At 57.1% G+C, this 22,953-nt stretch carries 22 protein-coding genes; 14 read left to right on the top strand and 8 right to left on the bottom strand.

The window, feature by feature from the left end; translation table 11 throughout:
- Nucleotides 1-2: 2 nt before the first annotated feature.
- Both IDL90_RS02090 and IDL90_RS02085 read left to right on the top strand, forming a co-directional pair.
- Nucleotides 3-1,229 carry a glycoside hydrolase family 3 N-terminal domain-containing protein gene (locus IDL90_RS02090; protein ID WP_182140711.1) on the top strand — a complete coding sequence of 409 codons (1,227 nt, stop codon included), beginning with the start codon at nucleotides 3-5 and terminating at the stop codon, nucleotides 1,227-1,229.
- A gap of 70 nt (nucleotides 1,230-1,299) precedes the next feature.
- On the top strand, nucleotides 1,300-2,106 hold the full coding sequence (locus IDL90_RS02085) for an HAD family hydrolase (protein WP_182140712.1): 807 nt from the start codon (nucleotides 1,300-1,302) through the stop codon (nucleotides 2,104-2,106).
- Here IDL90_RS02085 and IDL90_RS02080 read toward each other — a convergent pair.
- The 4 genes from IDL90_RS02080 to IDL90_RS02065 all read right to left on the bottom strand — a co-directional run bounded on the left by IDL90_RS02080 (nucleotide 2,103) and on the right by IDL90_RS02065 (nucleotide 8,579).
- The gene (locus tag IDL90_RS02080; protein WP_182140713.1) at nucleotides 2,103-3,419 is read right to left on the bottom strand and encodes an anaerobic C4-dicarboxylate transporter; all 1,317 of its coding nucleotides are present in this window, start codon (nucleotides 3,417-3,419) and stop codon (nucleotides 2,103-2,105) included. The two genes, IDL90_RS02085 and IDL90_RS02080, sit on opposite strands and share 4 nt — an antisense overlap.
- 29 nt (nucleotides 3,420-3,448) lie before the next feature.
- The gene (gene aspA, locus IDL90_RS02075) at nucleotides 3,449-4,876 is read right to left on the bottom strand and encodes an aspartate ammonia-lyase (RefSeq protein WP_187994152.1); all 1,428 of its coding nucleotides are present in this window, start codon (nucleotides 4,874-4,876) and stop codon (nucleotides 3,449-3,451) included.
- An 80-nt stretch (nucleotides 4,877-4,956) separates the two neighbouring features.
- The gene (locus IDL90_RS02070) at nucleotides 4,957-7,149 is read right to left on the bottom strand and encodes an NTP transferase domain-containing protein (protein ID WP_187994151.1); all 2,193 of its coding nucleotides are present in this window, start codon (nucleotides 7,147-7,149) and stop codon (nucleotides 4,957-4,959) included.
- A 77-nt stretch (nucleotides 7,150-7,226) separates the two neighbouring features.
- Complete coding sequence (locus tag IDL90_RS02065) at nucleotides 7,227-8,579, bottom strand: UTP--glucose-1-phosphate uridylyltransferase (RefSeq protein WP_187994150.1); 1,353 nt, start codon at nucleotides 8,577-8,579, stop codon at nucleotides 7,227-7,229.
- Between the two features lie 153 nt (nucleotides 8,580-8,732).
- On the opposite strand from IDL90_RS02065, the gene IDL90_RS02060 reads away from it, so the two are divergent.
- The 7 genes from IDL90_RS02060 (at nucleotide 8,733) to IDL90_RS02030 (ending at nucleotide 15,963) form a co-directional block, all read left to right on the top strand.
- The gene (locus IDL90_RS02060) at nucleotides 8,733-9,752 is read left to right on the top strand and encodes an ABC transporter substrate-binding protein (protein ID WP_223175109.1); all 1,020 of its coding nucleotides are present in this window, start codon (nucleotides 8,733-8,735) and stop codon (nucleotides 9,750-9,752) included.
- 43 nt (nucleotides 9,753-9,795) lie between these two features.
- Complete coding sequence (locus IDL90_RS02055) at nucleotides 9,796-10,740, top strand: ABC transporter permease (RefSeq protein WP_187994149.1); 945 nt, start codon at nucleotides 9,796-9,798, stop codon at nucleotides 10,738-10,740.
- A 10-nt stretch (nucleotides 10,741-10,750) separates the two neighbouring features.
- Nucleotides 10,751-11,542, top strand: coding sequence for an ABC transporter ATP-binding protein (locus IDL90_RS02050; protein ID WP_187994302.1), 792 nt, complete (start codon nucleotides 10,751-10,753; stop codon nucleotides 11,540-11,542).
- Nucleotides 11,543-11,564: 22 nt separating this feature from the next.
- Complete coding sequence (locus tag IDL90_RS02045; RefSeq protein WP_187994148.1) at nucleotides 11,565-11,981, top strand: hypothetical protein; 417 nt, start codon at nucleotides 11,565-11,567, stop codon at nucleotides 11,979-11,981.
- Nucleotides 11,953-13,596: a CHAD domain-containing protein gene (locus IDL90_RS02040; RefSeq protein WP_187994147.1), complete on the top strand. Its 1,644-nt coding sequence runs from the start codon at nucleotides 11,953-11,955 to the stop codon at nucleotides 13,594-13,596. Before IDL90_RS02045 ends, IDL90_RS02040 begins: the two co-directional genes overlap by 29 nt.
- Before the next feature lie 32 nt (nucleotides 13,597-13,628).
- Nucleotides 13,629-14,654, top strand: coding sequence for a serine hydrolase (locus IDL90_RS02035; protein ID WP_187994146.1), 1,026 nt, complete (start codon nucleotides 13,629-13,631; stop codon nucleotides 14,652-14,654).
- A 70-nt stretch (nucleotides 14,655-14,724) separates the two neighbouring features.
- The gene (locus IDL90_RS02030; protein WP_187994145.1) at nucleotides 14,725-15,963 is read left to right on the top strand and encodes a multidrug effflux MFS transporter; all 1,239 of its coding nucleotides are present in this window, start codon (nucleotides 14,725-14,727) and stop codon (nucleotides 15,961-15,963) included.
- A gap of 21 nt (nucleotides 15,964-15,984) precedes the next feature.
- Here IDL90_RS02030 and IDL90_RS02025 read toward each other — a convergent pair whose 3' ends face one another.
- Nucleotides 15,985-17,352, bottom strand: coding sequence for a DUF2252 domain-containing protein (locus tag IDL90_RS02025; RefSeq protein WP_182140721.1), 1,368 nt, complete (start codon nucleotides 17,350-17,352; stop codon nucleotides 15,985-15,987).
- Nucleotides 17,353-17,429: 77 nt separating this feature from the next.
- Nucleotides 17,430-18,299, bottom strand: coding sequence for a 4-hydroxy-tetrahydrodipicolinate synthase (gene dapA / locus IDL90_RS02020; protein WP_182140722.1), 870 nt, complete (start codon nucleotides 18,297-18,299; stop codon nucleotides 17,430-17,432).
- 213 nt (nucleotides 18,300-18,512) lie between these two features.
- On the opposite strand from dapA, the gene IDL90_RS02015 reads away from it, so the two are divergent.
- The 4 genes from IDL90_RS02015 to IDL90_RS02000 all read left to right on the top strand — a co-directional run bounded on the left by IDL90_RS02015 (nucleotide 18,513) and on the right by IDL90_RS02000 (nucleotide 20,651).
- Nucleotides 18,513-19,052 carry an NADPH-dependent FMN reductase gene (locus IDL90_RS02015; RefSeq protein WP_187994144.1) on the top strand — a complete coding sequence of 180 codons (540 nt, stop codon included), beginning with the start codon at nucleotides 18,513-18,515 and terminating at the stop codon, nucleotides 19,050-19,052.
- Between the two features lie 103 nt (nucleotides 19,053-19,155).
- Nucleotides 19,156-19,605 (top strand): MarR family winged helix-turn-helix transcriptional regulator, encoded by a 450-nt coding sequence (locus IDL90_RS02010; RefSeq protein WP_182140724.1) that lies wholly within the window; start codon nucleotides 19,156-19,158, stop codon nucleotides 19,603-19,605.
- 54 nt (nucleotides 19,606-19,659) lie between these two features.
- Complete coding sequence (locus IDL90_RS02005) at nucleotides 19,660-19,863, top strand: hypothetical protein (protein WP_182140725.1); 204 nt, start codon at nucleotides 19,660-19,662, stop codon at nucleotides 19,861-19,863.
- Between the two features lie 47 nt (nucleotides 19,864-19,910).
- On the top strand, nucleotides 19,911-20,651 hold the full coding sequence (locus IDL90_RS02000) for a tyrosine-protein phosphatase (protein WP_187994143.1): 741 nt from the start codon (nucleotides 19,911-19,913) through the stop codon (nucleotides 20,649-20,651).
- A 51-nt stretch (nucleotides 20,652-20,702) separates the two neighbouring features.
- Here IDL90_RS02000 and deoD read toward each other — a convergent pair whose 3' ends face one another.
- The gene (gene deoD / locus IDL90_RS01995; protein ID WP_187994142.1) at nucleotides 20,703-21,410 is read right to left on the bottom strand and encodes a purine-nucleoside phosphorylase; all 708 of its coding nucleotides are present in this window, start codon (nucleotides 21,408-21,410) and stop codon (nucleotides 20,703-20,705) included.
- 121 nt (nucleotides 21,411-21,531) lie between these two features.
- Here deoD and IDL90_RS01990 point away from each other — a divergent pair, with 121 nt between their 5' ends.
- On the top strand, nucleotides 21,532-22,395 hold the full coding sequence (locus IDL90_RS01990; protein WP_187994141.1) for an HAD-IIB family hydrolase: 864 nt from the start codon (nucleotides 21,532-21,534) through the stop codon (nucleotides 22,393-22,395).
- Here the strand turns inward: IDL90_RS01990 and IDL90_RS01985 are convergent.
- Nucleotides 22,334-22,915 (bottom strand): DUF3043 domain-containing protein, encoded by a 582-nt coding sequence (locus tag IDL90_RS01985; protein ID WP_187994140.1) that lies wholly within the window; start codon nucleotides 22,913-22,915, stop codon nucleotides 22,334-22,336. The two genes, IDL90_RS01990 and IDL90_RS01985, sit on opposite strands and share 62 nt — an antisense overlap.
- Between the last annotated feature and the right edge of the window lie 38 nt (nucleotides 22,916-22,953).

Genomic DNA, 22,953 nt, shown 5'->3' with positions numbered 1-22,953 from the left:
CCGTGAACACACGCCTATCTTTGACACTTCCTTTTGCCGTTGCACTGCTACTGACCGCGTGCACGTCGCCAGATGCCGCGCCCGACGCCGGTGGAGCGGGGGACACCGCAAACGTGGCACAGTCGGCCCACGAGCAAGAAGAGATGGATGAGCCACCGACGCCGCAACAGTTGGCCGCAGCAGAAGCAGAAGAGCTGTGGCAGTCATGGGATACGCGCGCTCAAGCTGCATCGTTGCTTGTTCTTCACTATCCGGGATCCGATGCTCAGGCGACGCAGAGCTTCATCGAAACAGTTGCTCCTGCAGGGTTGATCTTGATGGGTGACAACGTTCCTGATCCCGAGGACGCCCTTGTAGAGCAGACAATGCAATGGCAGGCGGCGGCAGAATCCGCAGGGCTACCGCCGCTGGTGATTTCGATCGACCAGGAAGGCGGCCTTGTCAAACGCCTCGCGGGGGACGCGAGTGTGGGGGCCGGGGACCTGCGTGACGGCGATCCGGCTGCGGTTGAGGAGGCCTTCCGAGAGCGCGGTCAATATCTGTCGCAGCTGGGAGTGAATGTGAACTTCGGGATCGTCGCCGACTACACGGATGATTCAGCATCTTTCATTTATGACCGGGTGCTGGGTACTACTCCGTCCTCGGCAGCGGCAGCCGTGCAAGCGGCCGTGGAGGGGGAGAGAGAAGGGGGAGGGGGAACGGTTCACTCAACGATCAAGCATTTTCCGGGACATGGCCTCACCCCAGGTGATTCTCACCAAATCATTCCCGACTGCGGGCAGATAACTCAGGAAGAGTGGGCTGAGACGGCAGCCGTTACCTTTGAGGCAGGGATCAATTCTGGCACTTCGCTGGTGATGATGAGCCACATTTCCTGCCCTTGGATTGCGCAAGGCCCGACCAGCCTGCAGGCAAAATGGTATGAAATCTTGCGTGACGACCTCGGATTTGACGGGGTCATCATCACGGATGACATGTCGATGCTCACCAACTCCGGGGAAGAGACATTCGCTGATCCCGGTGCCAACGCAGTCGGTGCTATCAAGGCAGGGGCTACTTTGGTTTTATCGATTGGGGGCGAGGACGGCCCGACCGCCACTACCTACGCGCAGAGTCTCATAGATGCAATCGTCTCCGCGGTGGAGTCCGGTGAGATTCCTACTGAAGTCTTCCGCGACGCGGGGATCCGGGCGTTGTCCTTCCGCCTAGGTTTGAGCCCACAATTCTGAGTGCTACATTACCGCCCGGTACTCCAAGATGATCGGGCCCAAGAGCCATTGCGACCTGTAGAGTCGTGGCATGGATGACATTTTGCTGGTTGCCTCCGACCTCGATCGCACCCTTTTGTTGGAGGGCGGGAAGATGCCGCCGGACCTTCGAGATTACGTTCAACGGTTGAATGGACAGGGGATTGTCTTCGTTCCTGCAAGCGGACGCCCACTTGCAACTCTGAAAGAGATGTTCGACTGGCCCGACATGGACTTGGCATTCATTAGTGACAACGGTGCGGTTGTGGAATCGGGAGGAAAGATCCTGCACCAGAGCGTGATTTCTCCCGAGCAGTACTTGTCAATGGTTGAGGGCACTCTTACTTCGACAGACGGGTACCCAACACTCTGTGGAATGAATGCCGCATACCTACCCGTAGCTGCCCGTCCTCTGGCTGATCAGTTTCGCGTCTATTACAAGAATCTTGTCTTCGTGACGGACTTCGGTGGTATCGAAGAGGAGATCGTCAAATACTCGGCATACTTTCCGCACGAGGACGCGCGAGGTGCGCTTGACACCTACTTCCAGCCAACGTTCGGAGATAGTTTCACGGTGACGCTGGGAGGACCTCCGTGGGTGGACATCATGAACACCGGGGTGTCGAAGGGCAGCGCCATCGGGGTACTTTCAGAGCATCTCGGCCTTGGTCGCCACCACCTTATGGCTTTCGGTGACACCCTCAACGACTTAGAAATGCTAGCTGCCGTCGAGCACAGTTACGCCGTGGCCAATGCGGACCAAGAGATTAAGGACCAAGCCCAGTTCCTCACCGCGTCGAATGAGGAACTGGGCGTGTATCAGGTACTAGATCGCCTCTTGGATAGCCGCCGGGACTAGAAACCTCCCGTCACGAGCGGTGCTAAGCCGAAACCGAGCACAACTGCAACAGCGACTGTGACCACACCCGGGATGAAGAAGGGGTGGTTGAACACGAACTTGCCAATCCTGGTTGAGCCAGTGTCGTCCATTTCCACCGCGGCAACCACAGTCGGGTAGGTGGGAAGAACGAACAGGCCCGTAACTGCCGGGAACGATGCCACCATTACAGCGGGCGCAACGCCGATGGCTGATGCGACAGGCATCATGGCCGCGGTCGTCGCACCCTGTGAGTACAGCAGCGCTGACGCGAAGAAGAGAACCACTGCCAACAGCCATGGCGCCGACTCGATGACGCTGCCACCGACAGATGCGATCTCTTCCAAGTGACCGTTGACGAAGGTGTTCCCGAGCCAAGCGACACCAAGAACACAAATGGCGGCGCTCATGCCGCCCTTGAATGTGGACTGGGATGACACTTCATCAACGCTGATCTTGCAGGTGAGGCCGATAAGCATTGCCACCGCAAGCATGATGATCATGATTGCCGCGTTGCGAGGAACCGTTGGGTTCTCAATCAGAGCAATGGAGTCAGAAACTGCCATGGCGTAAGCCATAACCACCAGTACCCCAATGCCAAAGATCCACAGGGCGCGGGTGGCGTGAGGCTTGATCTCAATCTCTTTGAGGTCGCGTCGTTGAATCAGCCCCTGAGCCAAACGCTCCTGGTAGACCGGATCGTCGACAAGGTCTTTGCCCATCTTTGAGGCCACAAACGCCCCGACCAGCACCCCGACAAACGTAACGGGGATCATGATCGCGAGAATCTGCATGTACTCGACACCGAACTGTTCCATCTCAGTTGCCATCAACACCACTGCTGCTGAGATTGGGGAAGCCACGATGGCCACCTGTGAGGCCACAACTGCAATCGACAAGGGGCGGGACGGCCTCGTGTTCGATTCTTTTGCGACCTCGACAATAACAGGGATAGCCGAATATGTGACGTGACCGGTTCCCGTAAACACCGTCATGAAGAAGGTGACGATTGGTGCGTAGTAGGTGATGCGCTTCGGATTACTGCGCAGAACCTTCTCTGTGACCTTGACCAGATAGTCCAGCCCACCTGCAACCTGCATTGCGGCGATGGCTGAGATAACGGACATGATGATACCGATGACATCCCAGGGGATCCCCGTCATCGGATCGACTTCCAAACCGAGCAGGCCGAGGACGATTACGCCCGCGCCACCCGCGAAACCAATCCCAATGCTTCCCATCCTGGCACCCAGGAAGATGAAGATTAGAACTACTGCAAACTGTACCCAGATCATCGTTGATCCTTTCGAGTCTCGTTATGGCGTTAGTCGTCGCCGGGGAAGTATTCGCCGAAGTACTGCGGCTTCAAGAGGTTGTCGACAGACAGCACTTCGTCGAGCTCCTCAGGAGTCATGAGTCCGCGTTCAAGGACAACCTCGCGTACTGTCTTCCCAGTGCGGGCGCATTCTCTACCGATCTCATCGCCATTGTGGTGGCCGATGATGTCGTTGAGGTAGGTAACAATGCCGATTGAATTGTCTACGTAACTCTTGCAAACCTCTTCGTTGGCAGTTATCCCATCGATGCACTTCGTACGAAGTACGGCGGATCCTGTCTGTAGCAACTCAGTGGACTCAAAGAGACACTGAGCAATGACCGGTTCCATCACGTTCAGCTCCAACTGTCCGGCCTCGGATGCGAAGGTCACTGCAACATCATTTCCGAAAACCTTGAAGCAGATCTGGTTCATGACCTCAGGGATGACGGGATTTACCTTTGCAGGCATGATCGACGACCCTGCCTGCATCTCAGGAAGGTTGATCTCATTGAGACCAGCCCGGGGACCCGAAGAAAGAAGGCGCAGGTCATTGCAGAGCATGGAGATCTTGCTTGCGGTCCTCTTCAATGCGGAGTGAACTGAAACGTAGTCACCGGTATCTGATGTCGCCGCGATCAAGTTGGTCGAACCTTTGATCGGTAGTCCAGTCACTTCCGCAAGTTTGTCGACCACGATGCTCTGGAACTCTGGCGGCGTGTTGACACCGGTTCCAATGGCGGTCGCCCCAAGATTCACCGTCAGCATTAGTTCAGCCTGGCTGGTCAAGTAGTCAGTCTCAGCTCGAATGGTGGCAGCGAAACCATGGAACTCCTGGCCAAGAGACATTGGCACAGCATCTTGAAGCTGCGTTCGTCCCATTTTGATGACCCGAGCAAACTCATCACCCTTGCGGTCCAGAGCGTCAGATAGCTTCCCCAACTCAATACTTAGGTCGTGAACCATGTGGTAAATGGCGAGTCGCAGCCCGGTTGGATACGCATCATTCGTCGACTGGGACTTGTTGACGTGGTCATTCGGATTGATAACGTCGTAGCTGCCTTTCGGTAGCCCCAAGGTCTCTAGTGCCAGGTTGGCTATCACCTCATTTGCATTCATGTTGACAGAGGTTCCGGCGCCACCTTGGAACAGGTCAACTGGGAACTGATCCCTAGCGACCTGCTCATACATGATCATGTCGCAGGCCGCGGTGATTGCTTTAGCAACCTTCTTGGGGATGACACGAGCCTCCCTGTTGGCCAGAGCTTCAGCCTTCTTGACTTCGGCCATGCCCTTCATGAAACCCGGATAGTTGCCCACCACGCGACCACTAATAGGGAAGTTCTCCACGGCACGCTGCGTGTGAACACCCCAATAGGCGTCCTCGGGTACTTCTTTTGGACCTAGGAGGTCCACTTCGGTACGGGTGTTCGTCATTGAACCCATCTCCCTTAATTGTTTATTGCGGAATCATTCTCACTTCTTATTAACCAACATTTCACAAACCACACCCGTGGCTACGCGGTGACAAAACCCCGTAGCCAACTCAGCAGCTCCTCGGCTTTGTCCGGGGTATCTGCTTCCACAAACAGGCGCAACACCGGTTCTGTACCGGAGAACCGGAGTAGCGCCCAGTTGTCGTTCTCCAAAAGAATCTTCGTTCCATCGGTGTGGACGATATCCACAATCTTGTACTCGCCGATGTGGGTCAGCGGTTCGGACTCAAGTCGGCGAGGAACTTCGAGCCGCATCTCAGGTGTCGCTGGGATGCTCTCTTCCATCGAGTACAGACGTCCCGTTATTTCGTAGATCATCTCCAGTAACTCAGACATGCTCTTACCGGTGCGCGCCAGAATCTCAGCGACCAAAGCACATGCGAAGATACCGTCTTTTCCAAGGATCCAGCCGCGCACGGTGAGGCCGCCTGAGGACTCACCGCCCAAAACAGCGTCGATTTCTTGCATACCAGCAGTGACGTGCTTGAACCCGACCTTGCATTCCCGGTGTTCTTCTCCGAAGTGGTCGGCTAGGCGGTCCAGTAGGTGCGTGGTTGCTACGTTGCGGACAACCCCGCCTTTCTCACCCTTGTACTCGTGCAGGTACCAGTAGATCAGAAGCAACAGCTCATTTGAGGTGACGTACTCGCCATTCTCATCAACGATGCCAATCCTGTCGGAGTCCCCATCGGTAGCCATACCGAGGTCGTACTTTCCACCCCCGGACCTGATCATCTTCTTCAGGGTATCGAGACGTTCGGAATCAGGGGCCGGTGCTATACCGCCGAAGAGAGGGTTGTGGGCCGCGTGAATGAACTCTGCCTGGACGCGCATATCGGAAAGAATGGTCCCCAGAGTCAATTGGCTGGTGCCGTACATCGGATCAACTGCAACACGAAGGTCTGATCCACGCACCAACTCCCAGTCAATGATCTGCTCGATTGCGTCAATGTAGGGGTCGGTCAGCGGAGTCTCATCGATAACTCCCGCCGCTCTTGCAAGGTCGAGGTCCAGAGTGACAACATCCTCGACACGCAGTGAGTTCGCCTCATCCTGGTAGCGGTCGGTCTCAGCATCCAATGGAAGCGAACCATCAGCGCGGAAAACTTTCACTCCGTTCCAGTTCGGCGGGTTGTGCGAGGACGTGATGATCACGCCGTAAGCGGACTCAGTGTATGGCGCTGCGAAGGTTACCAGCGGGGTTGGTACGTCGTCTGGCAGCAGTCGAACCGGGATATTGTTGCCGGCGAAAACCTCTGCCGCGGCTTCGGCTGACTCCCGAGAGAGGAACCTGCGGTCCCCACCGATAACAACACCCATATGGTCGACACCCTGGCGCGTGGCCTCATTCGCAATGGCCTGACACAATCTGCGCAGGTTGCCAAGCGTGTATCCCTCACCAATGATGGCTCGCCATCCACCGGTGCCAAACTTGATGGTGGTGTCCGCGTCCTTCTTGGGCACAAAAAGACGTTTGAGGACAATGTCGGCGGCCTGCGCCACACCTTCCTCGGTGTTGATGCCCTGCACTTCGTCGGTGTCATAGATACGGTACGAAACAACCCCGTGGTCTGAACCGAGGAAGCTCCGCGCAACTTCGGTGAGGCGATGCTCCCCGCGGCTGGCAAGGTCGTCAATTTTCTCAAGGAGTAGATCCGGCGCTGCTACGTACGACCCAACATTGACCTCCGTAATTCCCGCATCTTTTGACGTCAAGTCTTCTGGTTCAACAATGGCAGTGATTTTGCCGTCGGGGTCACGCTCAATGCGGCCGTAGGGGAGAGGCTGATCCATGCGTGCTGTGAGTAATGAGAAACCGGCTTTCTTTAAGTTGTGCCGGTTGAGAAGCCCCCGCAGGGATGCGGGCCGAAGAAGTGGAGTGTCCGCGTAGGTGACTAGGAGCTGCTCGGTGTCATCAGGAATCACGCCCCGCGCGGCTGCGACTGCGTTGCCTGTTCCCAAAGGTTCTTCCTGGACCACATAGGTTAGGTCTTCTCCAAGGGTCTCGCGAATCCTCTGATCTTCGGGAGCGACGACAACAATGATTCTCTCAGCGGGGAGAACTTGGCGAAGATTCTGCACCGCCAGAGCGGCCACCGTCGAGTCGGAGAGCTCCGCGTGGAGCAACTCCCGTGATTCGTCGTCACCCCCGGCTGCAAGAATGATTGCGGTTGTTACAGGGCGATCTGAACCGGTTTTCGAAGCCGTGGCCATCAAGTTCCTTCTTCTTCCACTTCGTGTTTACGCGGTCTGCAGTCAATCCTAATGACCAAACCTAGAGCCGGCTGAGACTATTGATAGATGCCGCCCTCTTTGCCGAGCAGAACATCACCTTCAACCGTGGACCCGGGCACAAAGTACCAGTCGCCCTCGACCCTCAAAGACTTTGCGCTGCGCATTGACGGAGATTCCGGAATGCGACTCTCGCACTGGTCGAGGTGTGCGTAGTAGGTGGCTTCCAAGTCGACTCGTGGCGTAGTTTGTGTAGTCAGCCCAAGAGCGCAGTCGTCCCCCATGGTGTAGAGGTCCGAGCGGAGTAGAAGGAGCTCATTGGTTGTCTTGACTGGGAGGAAGCGGCTACGGGGAACCAAAATTGCCTGCGCGTCCTGAAACACTTCGATTGCGGAGCCCATCGCTGTTTCAAGCTGTACCACCATCTGCGTTTCATCCTCGCCCCGGCCAACACTCTTGATGTTTCTGATTAGCGGAAGACCCAGGATTGAATCGCGACGGGTAAGGGCATCCCGTAGTCGGGGCAGATTGAGCCACAGGGTGTTCGTGTTGAAATATGGGTGCTGATCGATATCTTCGAACGCTGCCCGATCTCCGTCGGGGGTCTGGGCCGACTCGCGGAGTATAAGCGCAGCGTCTTCCCGCCGCCGCGCTAGATGCCCGCCCTTGCGATCATTGGACGTCCTCGTGCACACCTCCATTGCGAATGTTGCTGCAGAGGATGCGAACCACGCCGCAATGTTGCCATCGGGGGTGGCACCAAGGTTGTCGCCGTTTGAGACCTGTGCGAACTGGAACCCCTGGTTGATTAGGAGGTCGAGGATGCCGGAGGATTCCAGCGAGACGTAGAGATCACCGTGGCCCGGAGGACACCACTCGTCATCCGGACTCTCCGGCACGCTGATGGGTTGCAAACTCTCGGCATCGAGGCGGGGTTCTTTGCTCTGGAGAAAACTCAGTGGCAGACCTTCCACCTGGAGATCTGTGAACTGGGACAGGCATTCCAAGGTGTCCGTATTCGTTCTGTAGGAGTTCATGAAGATAAGCGGTAGCGTCGCCGAGTACCTGCGTCTTGCGTGCCGGGTCTGGCAGGCAATGATTTCCAGGAAGTTCTTCCCATCACGGACCGGGATCAGCGTCTTGGCTCGCTCTAACCCCATTGAGGTTCCCAGGCCCCCATTGAGACGTAGCAACGCGGTCTTACGCATGGCATCACGTTGCGCGTCCGCCGTGAAGTCGAGAGTGTTTGCCACAACTGGGTCTAGAAACGGCTCAATCTCCTCTTCGCTGATCAATCCCAGATCGCCGGATTGCAGCTGCTGGAAGTAGTGGGAAAATACTCTGATTGCGCCCGGCGCAATGCCCGCCGCAGCCATCTTGTCCTGGGCGCGTGTTAGTGCAAGGTCGGTCATGTCGGCTCCCTTCGTAAGCTCCAGGGTAGTTCACTCACTGGACGGTTCCGAGGGCGTCGGCGATGGGACCCTTATGATCGCTAAGTTGTTCCGCGTCGTTGTAGCCGCTAGGGCCGCAGCCAAGTTCGATTCAGGTGACCTGGAGGTAGGATTTTGAAAAAGCTTTCTTCGCTGGCGGTCTTAGGTATCGCAGGCATGCTTGCACTGGGTGCGTGTAGCACCAACTCTGCCGCGCCCGAATCCGGTGAATCTGGCGGTGAGGCAAGCAACGAAGCCGCAGATGACACGACGTACGTCATTGGCATCAGTCAGCTAATGGAGCACCCTTCACTCACAGCGGCAGCGGACGGATTCAAGGCGGCACTCGAGGAGTCGGGGCTCAACGTGAAGTTCGACGAGCAGAATGCGAACGGTGACCAATCCACTGCGGCCTCGATTGCAGGCTCATTCAAGTCATCAAATGTCGACCTCGTCCTCGCAATTGCGACACCCACGGCCCAGGCAGCGGCGCAAGCGATCACGGACACACCGGTCCTGTTCACCGCAGTGACGGATCCTGTCGACGCAGGTCTGGTAGAGAGTTGGGAAGCCCCGGGAGGCAACGTCACTGGGACCTCTGACGCGAACCCCGTGAAGGAGCAGCTGGAACTCATTGAAGAGATCGTTCCGGGAGTAAAGACGGTCGGAGTTGTCTACTCTCCGGGAGAAGCGAACTCGCTGGTGCAGGTTGACTGGGCGAAGGAAGCGGCCGGTGAACTGGGACTGGAGATTGTCGAGGCGCCAGCCATGAGTTCCCAGGATGTGCTGCAGGCTACCGAATCTCTTGGCGATGTTGACGCGATCTATGTGCCCACTGACAACGTAGTTGTGACGTCTTTTGAAACCGTGTTGCAGGTTGGCGAAGCCAAGAAGATCCCCGTCTTTGGCGCCGAGGGCGACACTGTCGCGCGTGGTGCGATCGCAACATACGGCCTCGACTACTACCAGCTGGGCTACCAGACAGGTGAGATGGCTGTGCAGATCCTCAAGGAGGGGAAGAGCCCTGAAGAGATTGCGGTCGCGACCTCGACCGAGCCGGCTCTATACCTCAACCTGGGGGCGGCACAGCGTATGGGTGTGGAGATTCCGGTGAACATTGTCGAAGAAGCAGATCCCGCGAACATAACCGAGTAGGCGCCAGCATACCGGGCGTCAATTTGAGAGGTGGCTGAAGCCAGTGATAACCGCTGTTGAGTTGGGCCTGATATATGCCATTATGGCTCTCGGTGTCTACCTCACCTTCCGAGTACTTGAGTTTCCAGACCTGACGGTCGACGGCAGCTTCGCAACGGGGGCCGCGGTATCGGCGACCCTAATCCTCAATGGGACGAACCCGGTTCTGGCGATTGCTTCGTCGTTTGTTGCCGGGCTGGCTGCCGGGCTTGTCACGGGCCTTCTCAACACGAAGGGCAACATTGACGGACTCCTGGCTGGCATTCTCACCCAGATCGCCCTCTACTCGATCAACCTGCGGATCATGGGGACTTCGAACCTGGGCCTTCTTCGGGCAACCACAATATTCACACCTCTGCGCGATGGTGGGTTGCTGGGAACGTGGTACGGACCGCTGGTAATGACCCCATTTGTTCTGATCGTTTTGGCGGGGCTGATTTGGTTCCTTCACACCAATGTGGGACTTGGGTTGCGCGCATCTGGAGATTCGCCAGAAATGGTGCGTTCGTTCGGGGTCTCTACGGACGCTCAAAAGATCCTGGGCTTGTCTCTATCTAATGGCCTGGTTGCAATCTCCGGGTCTCTGGTCGCGCAATACCAGGGTTTCGCGGATGTTGGAATGGGAATCGGCATCATTGTTGCCGGGTTGGCGTCAGTAATCATCGGCCAAGCCATCTTGGGCCGCACAACGATCTGGCGTGCAGCCACAGCCGTGGTTGTGGGTGCCGTCATCTACCGCGTGGTAATCCAGCTTGCCCTGATCCTTGGCTTCAACCCCAACGATATGAAGCTGATCTCTGCGGTGATTGTTGTGTTCGCACTACTGGTTCCGCAGTGGAAGATCCCGGCTCGCCTGCACCGCCTGTTTGGCTTAGGGCGGCGTAGCCCCGACGACAGGATGACAGATCGTTTAGTTCGTGAGAACGCGGCTCTGAAGGAGGACAACTGAAATGGCGACCATGCTGGAACTAGAAGCCGTCTCAAAGACATTCCTTCCCGGAACGGTCAACGAACGGCGTGCCCTCTCAAACATCAACCTCAGCCTCGAGGACGGCGAGTTCGTCACGGTGATTGGTTCCAACGGCGCGGGGAAGTCCACGCTGCTCAATGTCATCGCGGGGTCTATCAGGCCAGACGTCGGAAGGGTGACGATCGACGGAACTGATGTCTCTAGGCTCAAGGACTTCCAACGCGCCAAGTACATGGGCAGAGTGTTCCAGAATCCGTCCCTTGGAACCGCGCCCCACATGAGCATTGAAGAGAACCTTTCGATTGCCGCCAACCGTGGTAAGCGCCGTACATTGGGCCTTGGTATCACCAAGAATAAGAAGGCTGAGTACGCCCGACAACTTCAGACCCTGGATCAGGGGTTGGAGACGCGCCTCAGGGACTGGGTGGGTTTGCTCTCGGGAGGACAGCGGCAATCTCTGTCCCTGCTCATGGCTACCTTCACCAGCCCGAAGATTCTGCTTCTTGACGAGCATACGGCCGCACTGGACCCCCAAAGGGCCGAAATTGTCACGGAACTGACAGGACGTCTCGTTGCCGAGCATAGGCTGACAACATTGATGGTGACACACAACATGGAGCAGGCTCTGCGTCTGGGTAACAGGCTGATCATGATGCACCAGGGAGAGATAATCTTCGATGTTGAAGGGGACGTCAAGCGTGAAATGACCGTCCTTGATCTGCTTGACCAATTTGAGAAGATCAAGGGTGCGCAGCTCTCGGATCGTTCGCTGTTGCAGTGATACTCTCGTCTACACCCGTGAGTTGAAGTTTAGCTCGGCCCCGTACGAAAGCCCGCAGATGAATCACAAGCTGTCCGCGTTAGCAGTCGCTTTGCCCCTCTTGGTTGGAGCTGGACTTACTGCCTGTGGGTCGCCCTCCACCGAAGCAGCGTGTGAGGGGGAGTGGGGCCTGGAGCAGATGTCCATGAACGGTGACATCGTCGGTGAAGAGGAGATGGCTCAGTTGGAGTCTCTCGGCCTGACAATCGAACTGACGATGGACGCCGACGGAGCAGCGGAACTTCTCTTCCTCGGGGAGGCAGAAACCGGAACTTGGCGCGCAACGTCTTCGGGTTGCGTTCTGGAGTTTGCGGGGGAGGAGATTCCTGTGGGAGTGAGCGGTGATGCTCTCACCATGGAAGACAGTGGGAGTGTGGTCACTTTTGCCCGAACTCAGTAGCGGGTCACAGGGGCTACTGCCGCTTTTTGAGGCCGACGCCGACGTTGAGGTGAAAACGCCCGGGAAAAGCTCTGCAATGTCAGCCGACGTCTCTGAAGAGATTGAGGTTGAGGCAAAGTTTATCTTCGGCCGTGACAGTGCACTGCCGGATCTCTCTCAAGTTGCCCCACTTGGGCCAATAGCGGTGAGTAACCTCAACGCCCTCTACTTTGACACACCGGAACTGCAACTGCTGACTCTCGGTGTGGCGCTTCGACGTCGCTCCGGTGGCACAGATGCGGGTTGGCACCTCAAAATGAAGAGCGAGGCCGACGGGGAGAAGATCGAGGTTCACGCACCGATCGCAGGGGCACGACCGCCAATGTCGCTTCGTAATGCTCTTCCAGAATCTGTCCGCATGAGCCCCCTCTTGCCTGTTGCACGCCTAGAGACGCGCAGAGTTGAAACGCCTCTCCTTTCACCACGAGGAGCAGTTCTTGCAACGCTGTGTGATGATGAGGTCCGCGCAGACACTTCGCTCGAGGCAGCAAGTGGAGAGAGCGAGCGGCCGTTTGCGACGTGGCATGAGGTTGAGGTGGAACTTGGCATGGGTGACCGGCGAGTTTTGACTCACCTGTCGAGAGTGCTGCTCGGCTCCGGTTTGCTTGCCGCCCCTTACGGTTCAAAGATTTCACGGGCGTTGGAGAAGTGGCCGCGGTCCGTTTGGAACGAGCAGAAAACCCCCACAAGCACCCTCGCGGTTCAGGGCTATGTGTGTCGTCAAGTTGGGGTTCTCCAAGCGCTTGAAGACGGGGTTCGCTCTGGCGAAGAAGATGCCGTCCACAGGTCCAGGGTTGCAGCTCGCAGGCTTCGCAGCACCCTCGGGACGTTCCCCGCACTATTTCCTGAGTCCCTTCGGTCCCACCTCACTTCGGAGCTCAGATGGTACGGGGAAGTGTTGTCAGAGCTGCGGGATACACAGGTTCTGCAAGAGAAGCTTTCCCTTGAGTCCGAGGGGGGCATCGCAGGTCAAGGAGTCGACGTCGTCTTCAACTGGCTGGACGAGGACGAGGCCGTTTCTGTGGAAGTCGCCAAGGAGGAGCTAGCAAGTCCACGATTCGAACTGCTGCACGACCTCTTTGTTCTGCTGGTAGATCCACGTCGGCGGAAGGCCGGCCCAGCTATGCCTGGTGACCTGGTGGAGGCACTGCTCGGAACAGGTTGGGCACGGCCGGTTGGACGTACATGCTCAAGGATGTTGCGCGCATTAGAGGAAGGGGACAACCCTGACCTTCTCGCTCAGGGCATGCAATGGCACATGGTTCGCAAAGCTGCAAAGTCCGTGCGTTATGCATATGAGGCGCTTCTCGGTGAGGATGCGCAACTTACTTCTGCGTGGCGGCACGTGACGTCAACTCTGGGAGACCTCCAGGATTCGGTATTTACCATCAACACTCTGGAGAGTCTCAGAGAGCAGGTACCATCGCGTGTCACGGACGGGGATGATTCGAGCGTCAGCAACGCCATCGCAGGGCTCATGGAGGTTCAGTACGGAAGGCTCTCAACCCAAATCGCAAGTTCCGAACTTGCACTGCAGCAAGCACTTTCCCAGTCGGTGGGCACTTCGTGCCCGTAGGGAGGGGCCGAACTAGGTGGCGATCGTTTGTCGTGGCGACGCTGCTTTTCGGCATCTACACATCGCTCATCATGACCCTGACACCGCCGACTCCGGATGCTAGTGGACAAGACGGGGATCTGCTCGGCACCGCTGTCGCTGAAGAGCGGGCGGTGCAGATGCCGCCTTCAGTACAGGATTTTCAGGACCTCCAAGAGCTCACAGCGGAGGCGGAGATGCTGGTGGAGAGCGCGGAAGCCAATAGGTTCCCCAGTGCTGTGTCCAGAGACCTTGAAGCAGCACTGATATCGGCTCGAGAGCTACAGATGGCTCCGTTCCCCAAGCGAGGCGAAGTCTTGGCTACCGCCCGTGATCTAGCCGCCATCATCAAGCAGGAACATGACAACGAGTTCCGCCGTCGGGAGTTGGGGGAGAAGATCGAAAAACTCGCGGAACCCGCCTCCATTGCAGTAGTTGCGTTCGATGTGACGGGCGAAAAGGTGCTTGTGGAGCTTAATGAAGACCAGCAGTTCGCCTCGGCAAGTACCTACAAACTCTTTGTTGCATACTCAATGTTTGAAGCGGTGAACGGAGGGGGATGGGACTGGGAGGACAGACTCTTAGGATCCCGCACCCTTGGCCAGTGCTTTGACGACATGATCATCGAGTCAGACAATGAGTGTTCTGAGCGGTGGCTGGAACTCGTTGGACCCGCGACAGTGCAGAAGCAGATGACGCAGCTTGGCCTCACTGACACAAATGTCGAGTGGTCCGCCATGCGGACAACTGCTAGCGATCTGGCTCACTTCCTTAGTGAGGTTGTCGTCGGCGATGCTCTGAATGGAAACGACCTCGCCCGCCTTGGGGACGCGATGGAGCAGCAGGAATTCCGCGACGGAATCCCGGCGGGAGTTGGTTCCGCTGTTGTCTGGGACAAGGTTGGCTTCCTTGACCAGTACCTGCACGACGCCGCCGTTGTGAAGTCCGACAAAGGCGAGATGATCCTGGTGATTTTGACCGCAGGAGGTTCTTGGGAGACGATAGCGGAGGCTGCCTACGCCGTTTACGACTCCTACTAGGAGCGGGGCCCTCATCGGCGCCCTCAAACCGGTTTTTGGGCGATACTACTACGCCTGAAAGGCTAACAAAATGTCAGGGCCTAATGTCCCTAACCTCGGTGATTCGCTTTCTTCACGCAGAAGACTGGCCTACATCCTTGTCCTAGGTGCCTTGACGGCATTGGGCCCGTTTACCGTGGATATGTATCTTCCAGCATTCCCGGTGTTAGAAGCTGACTTTGCAGTGGACGCTACCGTCGTTCAGCTAACGCTCACCGGCACAATGGTTGGGTTTGCGGTTGGTCAATTGTTCGTCGGACCGCTGTCGGACAGAGTGGGACGTCGGTATCCCTTGGTGTTGGGTACATGCATACACGTACTGGCATCCATTGGTATTGCGCTTGCGCCATCGATCGCCATTGTTGGAATCCTCCGTGTACTTCAGGGTTTCGGTGCGGCTGCTGGTGGTGTCGTCGCGATGGCTACCGTCAGGGACCTCTTCGCGGGTCGCGCTTTGGTTCGCATGCTCAGCCGAATGGCGCTAGTCAATGGGCTCGCTCCGGTTATTGCACCGATTCTGGGGTCCTGGCTACTCACCGTGACCTCCTGGAGGGGAATCTTCTGGGTGCTGGCTTCCTACGGCGTCCTCGTAGTGATCGCCGTGGCTTTCTTTGTGGTTGAAACCCTTCCAAAAGAGCGACGCTCCCGTAACCAGAGGACCCTGCGTCAGCGTTATGCGATCCTGTTCCGTGATCGCGTCTATGTTGGTGCGGTGCTGATCGCTGCAATGACGTTCACTGGACTATTTGCATATCTGTCGACTGCCCCGTTCCTGTTCCAGCAGGTCTATGGCTTCGATGCACGTCAGTTTGGAATGCTCTTCGCGATTAACTCGGTTGCAGTGATCATCGGGGTGCAGACCAGTTCGCGGCTCATGGACCGTTTTGGGGTCGGCCCGCAGTGGATTCTTGTTGGGACGACATCGACACAAATGGTCCTTGCCGTGATCATCATCCTTGATGGCCTTGCCGGGTTCGGAATGTGGGGGACTGCGATCCCGCTGTGGTTCTTCGTTCTGTGCTGCGGTTTTGCGTTCCCAACCCAGCAGGTTCTTGCCCTGTCGCGTCATGGTGATCAGGCTGGTACTGCGGCCTCAATCCTGGGTGCGATGAACTTCGGAACCGCTGGGATTCTCTCTCCAATAATCGGCTTGCTCGGTGTGGGGAGCCCGATTCCGATGGGTGGAGTCATGGGGATCTCAGCACTGCTCGGAGCCATCTTCCTCTGGACGCTGGTGCGCCCTCGGTCGGTTCCCGGTCTCCTGGACTGAAGCGCGGTTTCTAGATCGAGGTTACGTGGCGGGCTCTTCCATAGCCACGGAAACTCTTCCGTCCTCGATCGCCTCCAGATAGCGTCTGTAGTCACGGGAGACCTGCTCAGAGTACTTGGTGCACCACGACAGTATTGCGACATCGAAGGCATCTGTGTCACCTATGTAGCCCCCAACCCAGTGTGCGTAGGGGCTTTGTGAATGAGCCCGCGCGAGCAAGGTTGTGCACAGGCGCACGTAGTTCTTGAGGGTTTCGACGTCCATGGTCGTCGTGTCGAAACTGCCTTTCGCATCGCGGTACTGGCGTACGTAATAGCTCCGCCCGCCCTGGGTGATATGGCCTAAGAACGGGTCGGAAACAGCTTGAAGAATCCGCTGGTGGGTGACTACTCGGTCGCCCCCCGACATGTCTTTGGTGAGTGTTTGCGGCGTCGTCATGTTCGGTTCGGAAAAGTGTGTCACGACGGACTCGCCCGCTTCTTTGATCTGAAGGACCATTCCGTTGCCCTCGGGGCCAGTGAGTGCCACCAGGTAGCAGCGAGTCCCGACCGAGCCCACGCCGACAACCCGCATCGCTACGTCCGTGATCTCGTAGCGCGAAAGCAGGAAGCCAATCTCCGAGAGGGCCGAGTCGCGGTACTGGAGGAACAGCTCTTCAAAGTCCCGCTGCGACATTTCACCAGTGTGAGTGAGGATGGGAGGATCATCTTTGAAACGGAGGAACCCCATTCGGTCGGGTGTCATGAGGTGCGCGATTGTGCGATCCGCGTCGCGTTTGCGTGCTTTCTGTGTCGTCTTGGTGAAGCCGCGGAGGCCTCCCTCACGAACGCTCGCAGCGATAGTGGTTGAATCCACCGAAACATAGTGGCGTTCGAGGGCGGGCTTTGCAAGCATTTCTTGCATCGCGGTGCGGTACGTCTTGGCGCCGTTCTGCGCGATATCGGAGACCTCGTCAGGGGACGCGCCTATCTCTTTGGCCGTAAGGATCGCGGAGGTGAGAAGCCTCTTGACGTCCCACTCCCATGGCCCAGGTGCCGCCTCATCGAAATCATTGAGGTCAAACATGAGTCGGCGTTCAGGTGAGGCATAGAGTCCGAAGTTGTTGATATGGGCATCACCGCAGATCACCAGCTGGGTATCCGTCTGCGCCTGCAACGCGAGGTCGTGGGCCATTAGACCAGCAGATCCGCGGAAGAAGGCGAACTCGCTGGCAGACATTCGTTGGTGGCGAAGCGGAACCAGGCGTGCCAGACGTCCTTCATCGCGCCTCTGAATCATTGCGGCAGGATCTCGATCGAGGGCGGTAAACTCGCCCAGAGCCTTACGGGGGATAGCTTTACGTGCCAGACGCCCTCGAATTCGCTGCGCCTGCGCTGATTCAGTTGTCATAGCCGTGCGAACCTTGCCTGTTGTGTGAAAAATACCTGTGCTGAGGTGATTATAGGTGCTGGCAGGCTCGCAGTGACCTACTCGATACCGAGTCCTTGCAGCTCTGCAAACAGGGGTTGAGCCTCTTCATCGGTCAGAGGAACCAGCGGGAGTCGCAACTCATTCTTCATCAACCCTATGTGGGCCAGGGCTGCCTTGACGGGGAGGGGGCTGACCTGAGCAAAGAGGAGGTCGATAAGCGGAGCATACTGCTGAGCGAGGGCAAGACTTGAAAGCCAATCGCCCTCGTCAAAAAGACGGATGATGTCATGCATTGGTCGAGGTATAAGGTTTGAGGCGACTGAAATCACGCCTGCCCCGCCGAGGGTCAAGAATGGGTACGTGAGGTCATCGTTACCCGAGTAGATCGCCAGCGAATCGGAGCAAAGGCGAAAATCCTCCAGAATCTGACTCATCGAAGGATTCGCCTCTTTAAGGGCGACGATGCGCTCGTGAGAAGCAAGTCGAGCGGTGGTGGTGGGAGCTATGTTCAGTCCGGTTCTGGAAGGGACGTTATAGATGATCAGGGGAAGGTCCACTGCGTCGGCAATCGCGCTGTAGTGCGCGACCAGCCCATCTTGCGTGGTCTTGTTGTAGTACGGGGTGACACCTAGGAGTCCATCCGCACCCAGATCAGCCATTGCTCGGCCGCAGTCGATGACGTGAGCGGTATTGTTTCCGCCTATACCCGCGTAGACGGGAAGGCCACCTGAGTGTTGGACGACGAACGAGACAACGTCGCACTGTTCCTCAAAGGTGAGCGTCGAGGGTTCACCCGTGGTGCCACACGCAATGAGAGCAGCTGTTCCGCCCTCGACTTGGGCGTTGAGAAGAGCTTCGAGGGAAGCCCAGTCGACTGAACCCTCATGAAATGGGGTAACAAGCGCGGTCCCTGATCCACGAAACATCACGGCAGCTCCTTTCGGCGATAGGCTGCGACAACCACTCTAACAACCACCTTGTTGTGGAGAGGGTGGCCGACAGAACCTGAGAAAAAGTGACGGACAGCTCTGGCGTAAAACTATATGCAGATGCATAATAGTTGCTTAGGAGCGGGACTGAAGTCCTGGAGCAGATGCCTCCATTGCTCTGACAATTTTTCACGAGAAGGAAGTCCTGAAATGACCAAGATCGCTGTGCTCGTTGGCTCGCTCAGTAAGAACTCTATCAACAAGAAGCTGGCTAATGCTCTGGAATCTGTTGCGCCCGAGGGCGTAGAATTCACAACTGTCGACGTGGATCTGCCCCTCTACAATTACGATTTTGATGGCGCCTACCCAGAGGGCCCAGCCCTGTTGAAGCAGCAGATCGACGAGGCCGATGGGGTGCTGTTCGTGACCCCTGAGTACAACCGCTCCTTCTCCGGTGTCATGAAGAATGCCATCGACTGGGGTTCACGTCCCTGGGGAAAGAGCTCATTCAACGGCAAGCCCGCGGCAATCGCTGGTGCTTCCATCGGGGATCTCGGTACAAGTCAAGCTCAACAGGCTTTGCGCAACGTCCTGTTATTCCTCAACATGCAGGTGATGGGTCAGCCGGAAGCGTACCTGAACATCAACAAGGTTCTGAACGAGGACGGGACGATCGCTCAGGGATCCGTTGATTTCCTTACCGAATACATCGCAGCAGTTGCTGCTCACGTAGAGAAGAACAAGGCCTAATCTAGGTATCAAATGTGAAGTGCAGGTGCGGGCCTGAGAATGTTCGACACCTGCACTTCGGTTTATCTGCTGACGGGTCTTTGGGTTAGAAGGTGAGGCAATCATGGAGAAACTCTCGCGCAACCAGTTGGGAGCCGCTTCAAACACGTGGGAATCGTTCTTACGGGTCTACAGTCGACTAAACCGCGAGTTCATTGCGGATGGTAGCTTTGGTGACTTGCCGATGCGGGAGTATGACATCCTCTACGCGCTGTCTAGAGCAGCAGATTCACTTACCCAGTCCGAGCTCCTTGACAAGGTAGTTCTGAGCCAGCCTGCTCTATCCCGCATGCTGAAGCGCATGGAAGAGCAGGGCCTGATTGCACGATGTCGACATGGAGTTGACGGACGAGCTTCCCTTTTCTCTCTGACACAAGCGGGCAGGGAGATCCAGCGCGTAGTCGGTCGAGCGCACGGAGTAGCGGTCGCCGAAAGGCTTCATTCAAGGCTTAGCGATGAGGAGGTAGATCAGCTGGGGACGCTGTGTCGCAAGCTGTTGACGTCAGGGGACTAGCGTCGCTCCAGAGTATGCTGGGAGCAGTATCTGTGCGGAAGTGGAGGGCTGCCGGTGGACCCAGCAATTAGACAGGCTATTACGTGGGCTGTGCTGTGTGTATCCGTTGTGATGGGCGTCTTCACCTGGGTTGATATCGCGGAGGGCACCACAAGCACTGCGATGTGGCTCAACGGGGTAGCCTGGCCGGTGGTGGCGCTACTGAGCGGGTGGGTTCTGCGAAAGAACCCCTACAACTCACCAGATCGCGAAGACTAGCGCCAACTCGTGGTGAGGCGAAGAGACTCGAGGGAGAGGCTTGACCGATGACCATCATCAAATATGACTTGAGCGGTTTCTACAATCTCCGCGATGGGGGCGGCCTCAATGCCTCTGATGGGCGTCTGCGCACCCTGCGTCTGCTTCGCTCAGACCAACCTGCTGCTCTTGACAGTCAGGATGCGGACTTCCTAAGGGATCTGCCCGTGAGGAGTATCATCGATCTTCGCACCGAGGTTGAAGTCATGATGGAGCCATCCTTGTTTAAAATGGGTGGGTTCGCCGTCGAGAAGCACTCGATCATGGCGGGCTCCCCAGCCTCGATGATTGAGGGAGACATGACGGTCTCGAAGATGTACCAGGAGATGCTCAAGGAGGGCGGGAGAGCTTTTGCAAAGGCTGTTACGGCCGCTGCGAAAGGACTTGGTCAGGGAAGCGTCATCATTCATTGCACCGCTGGTAAAGACCGCACGGGCATCACAGTCGCCCTCATCCAAGAGCTCCTAGGGGTTTCCCGCGATGACATTGTTTCTTCATATGCACTGACGCAGGACAACCTTGAGGGCCCCTGGCTTGAGCAGAAGATCAAGCTCGTCAGCGAGATTGTCGGCAAGAAAGAGGCGGATAAGTTGGCGCCTCTCATGTCCCAGTCGCCACCACAAGCTATGGTCGACGCGCTGACGTATATGGATGAGCACTTTGGGAGTCCCCACAACTACCTGCTCAAACACGACATGGATGCGGGGGTTGTTGACCAGTTACGTGGTTCCCTAGTCGACTCTGAGTAGTTTTCCGGGCCCAGCTCACCGTCTGGGTAGGCGGGAGCGGGGCCCAGTTACCTAGGAATGCGCTGCTGCAACTGCAACGGCAAGGGCGGTCTGGAACTTCGACTCTCGATCTTCTGCTGACATGTCCCCGCTGGGATCAAGAAGGTGGTCCGACACGGTAAGCACAGTCAGGGCCTCTTTGCCGTACTCAGCGGCGGTTCCATACATGGCTGCTGCTTCCATCTCAACCCCGAGCACGCCGTATTTTGCGAGGCCTTCAACCTGTCCCGGTACGACACGATAGAAGTGGTCTCGCGAGACAATCGGTCCTACGTGCACGCGTTGGCCCTCAGGTACCGCCTCAAACGCAGCGCGCGCTAGGTTGAAGGACGCCATTGCCGCAAAATAGATCTCCGGAATTCTTGACTGGTTGAAGTTCGAGTCCGTGTGGGCTCCGATCGCAATGACGGTGTCGCCAACTTTGACGTGTGGTGCAATCCCGCCGCACGTTCCGACGCGGATGATTCTCTCAACGCCGTAGAACTTGAACAATTCGCTAGCGTAGAGTGCCGCAGAAGGTTGTCCCATACCCGAACCCATCACAGAGAGCGGCTTTCCGTCCACCTCTCCTGTGTATCCGAGCATGCCCCTGACATCATTGATCAGGCGAGGCTCGTCAAAGAGCAGTTCAGCGATACGCTTCGCACGCAAAGGGTCGCCTGGCATGAGAACTGCGGGTGCGATGTCGCCTTTTTCAGCGCGAATGTGGGGAGTTGCCATTGTGTCCTCCGTGACAGTCGTGGGTTACAAGATAACGGGCCGAAAAGGCACGTTCCGACATTGTAGTGACCTTCCAGCCCAGTTTGGGAACCAGGTTGGTCGCGAAGGTAAAATGCGCATCATGACAAGTACCCCTTCTTTAGACTTGCTTGGCCCTGCGTGGAAGCTGGTTGCCTTCGATCTAGATGACACATTGGCCCCCTCAAAGTCGCCACTTCCAGACCAAATGGCGCGCGCATTGCGCGACCTTTTGGATGTGTGTGAAGTCGCGGTCATCTCCGGTGGAGCGTTTCCCCAGTTTGACCTGCAATTACTTGGGAATCTGCATGCAAGCCCAACGCAGTTGGCGAACCTCCATCTGCTGCCTACCTGTGGAACTCGCTATGCAAATTTCCACGAGGGCGCCCTCGTCGATGTCTATGACCACCAACTCACTGAAGACGAGGCGCAGAACGCCATGTCAGCACTGGAGACGACCGCACGAAAGCTCGGGTTGTGGTGCGAAGATCCGTGGGGGGAGATCATCGAAAACCGCAACTCCCAGATTACGTTCTCAGCCCTGGGGCAGAATGCACCTCTTGATGCGAAGCGAGCCTGGGATCCGACCGGTCAAAAGAGGGCGTCACTGGCGAAGGAAGTGGGGGCACTGCTACCAACACTTGAGGTGCGGTCAGGTGGGTCAACCTCCGTAGACATTACTGCTCGGGGCATCGACAAGGCCTACGGCATGCGCGCCCTCGTCGAGCAAACTGGGATCGCCAAAGAGGACATGCTCTTCATCGGAGACCGGTTGGACGAGGGTGGAAACGACTACCCCGTCAAAGCGGCAGGATGGGCGACCCTGGCTGTGGAGGGCTGGGAAGAGACCGCCGAAGTCGTAGAGGAGCTTGCCGCGAGCCTAGCGAACAGGAAGGCGGAGCAGTCTACTTCGGGTACTCCCCACGCTGCACCATTGGGCGTGGGGAGCGCCACCGTCGTGCCATGAGCATTCGAGAGAATAGATAGAACCAGGTACCCCTGGGGATCTCATCGCCCGGATACCTCGCCGCGAGGAGCTTCTTGAGCTTGCGCCAAACGAAAATCGATTCGATTAGCGCAGCAATCAGCATCCCGTAGAACAGAACCGTGAGCCCAACAATGGTGTACTCGCTAATCCCGCCAGGCAGCGGAATGAACGAAAAGAGCAGCATTCCGCCGAGGAACACCAGCATGGCGGGGAGCAAGAACTCCGCCACAGACCAGCGAGCATCAACGTAGTTACGGATGTACCTGCGGATGCGACCCTTGTCACGAATGGGAAGATACCGTTCGTCACCGGTCTCCAGTGCAACACGTTCCCGCTCATATGCTTCGGCACGCTTCTGCTTCGCCTGCTGCTTCGCAAGCTTGCGGTCTGTCGGGACCAGTGGTTTGCGGCGCGCGGCCTCGGACTCTTTGCGTGTTGGCGTCGGGCGCCCCTTCTTCGTCGAATCAGGGCTCACCGATGCGTTCTCTTCGTTGCTCACGACCCAAGGGTAGCGGAATCGAGCTTTTATTCCTAAGC

The organism is Schaalia sp. JY-X159 (assembly GCF_014525425.1).
Taxonomy (GTDB): domain Bacteria; phylum Actinomycetota; class Actinomycetes; order Actinomycetales; family Actinomycetaceae; genus Scrofimicrobium.
The sequence above is the reverse complement of the archived record's forward strand: the minus strand, read 5'-3'. Positions and strand labels throughout refer to the sequence as shown.

What these genes read in the sequence shown, in the direction of transcription:
- IDL90_RS02085 (WP_182140712.1), top strand. Translation starts at nt 1,300, where the DNA reads ATGGATGACATTTTGCTGGTTGCCTCCGACCTCGATCGCACCCTTTTG.
- IDL90_RS02080 (WP_182140713.1), bottom strand. Translation starts at nt 3,419, where the DNA reads ATGATCTGGGTACAGTTTGCAGTAGTTCTAATCTTCATCTTCCTGGGT.
- aspA (WP_187994152.1), bottom strand. Translation starts at nt 4,876, where the DNA reads ATGACGAACACCCGTACCGAAGTGGACCTCCTAGGTCCAAAAGAAGTA.
- IDL90_RS02070 (WP_187994151.1), bottom strand. Translation starts at nt 7,149, where the DNA reads ATGGCCACGGCTTCGAAAACCGGTTCAGATCGCCCTGTAACAACCGCA.
- IDL90_RS02065 (WP_187994150.1), bottom strand. Translation starts at nt 8,579, where the DNA reads ATGACCGACCTTGCACTAACACGCGCCCAGGACAAGATGGCTGCGGCG.
- IDL90_RS02050 (WP_187994302.1), top strand. Translation starts at nt 10,751, where the DNA reads ATGCTGGAACTAGAAGCCGTCTCAAAGACATTCCTTCCCGGAACGGTC.
- IDL90_RS02030 (WP_187994145.1), top strand. Translation starts at nt 14,725, where the DNA reads ATGTCAGGGCCTAATGTCCCTAACCTCGGTGATTCGCTTTCTTCACGC.
- IDL90_RS02025 (WP_182140721.1), bottom strand. Translation starts at nt 17,352, where the DNA reads ATGACAACTGAATCAGCGCAGGCGCAGCGAATTCGAGGGCGTCTGGCA.
- dapA (WP_182140722.1), bottom strand. Translation starts at nt 18,299, where the DNA reads ATGTTTCGTGGATCAGGGACCGCGCTTGTTACCCCATTTCATGAGGGT.
- IDL90_RS02015 (WP_187994144.1), top strand. Translation starts at nt 18,513, where the DNA reads ATGACCAAGATCGCTGTGCTCGTTGGCTCGCTCAGTAAGAACTCTATC.
- IDL90_RS02010 (WP_182140724.1), top strand. Translation starts at nt 19,156, where the DNA reads ATGGAGAAACTCTCGCGCAACCAGTTGGGAGCCGCTTCAAACACGTGG.
- IDL90_RS02000 (WP_187994143.1), top strand. Translation starts at nt 19,911, where the DNA reads ATGACCATCATCAAATATGACTTGAGCGGTTTCTACAATCTCCGCGAT.
- deoD (WP_187994142.1), bottom strand. Translation starts at nt 21,410, where the DNA reads ATGGCAACTCCCCACATTCGCGCTGAAAAAGGCGACATCGCACCCGCA.
- IDL90_RS01990 (WP_187994141.1), top strand. Translation starts at nt 21,532, where the DNA reads ATGACAAGTACCCCTTCTTTAGACTTGCTTGGCCCTGCGTGGAAGCTG.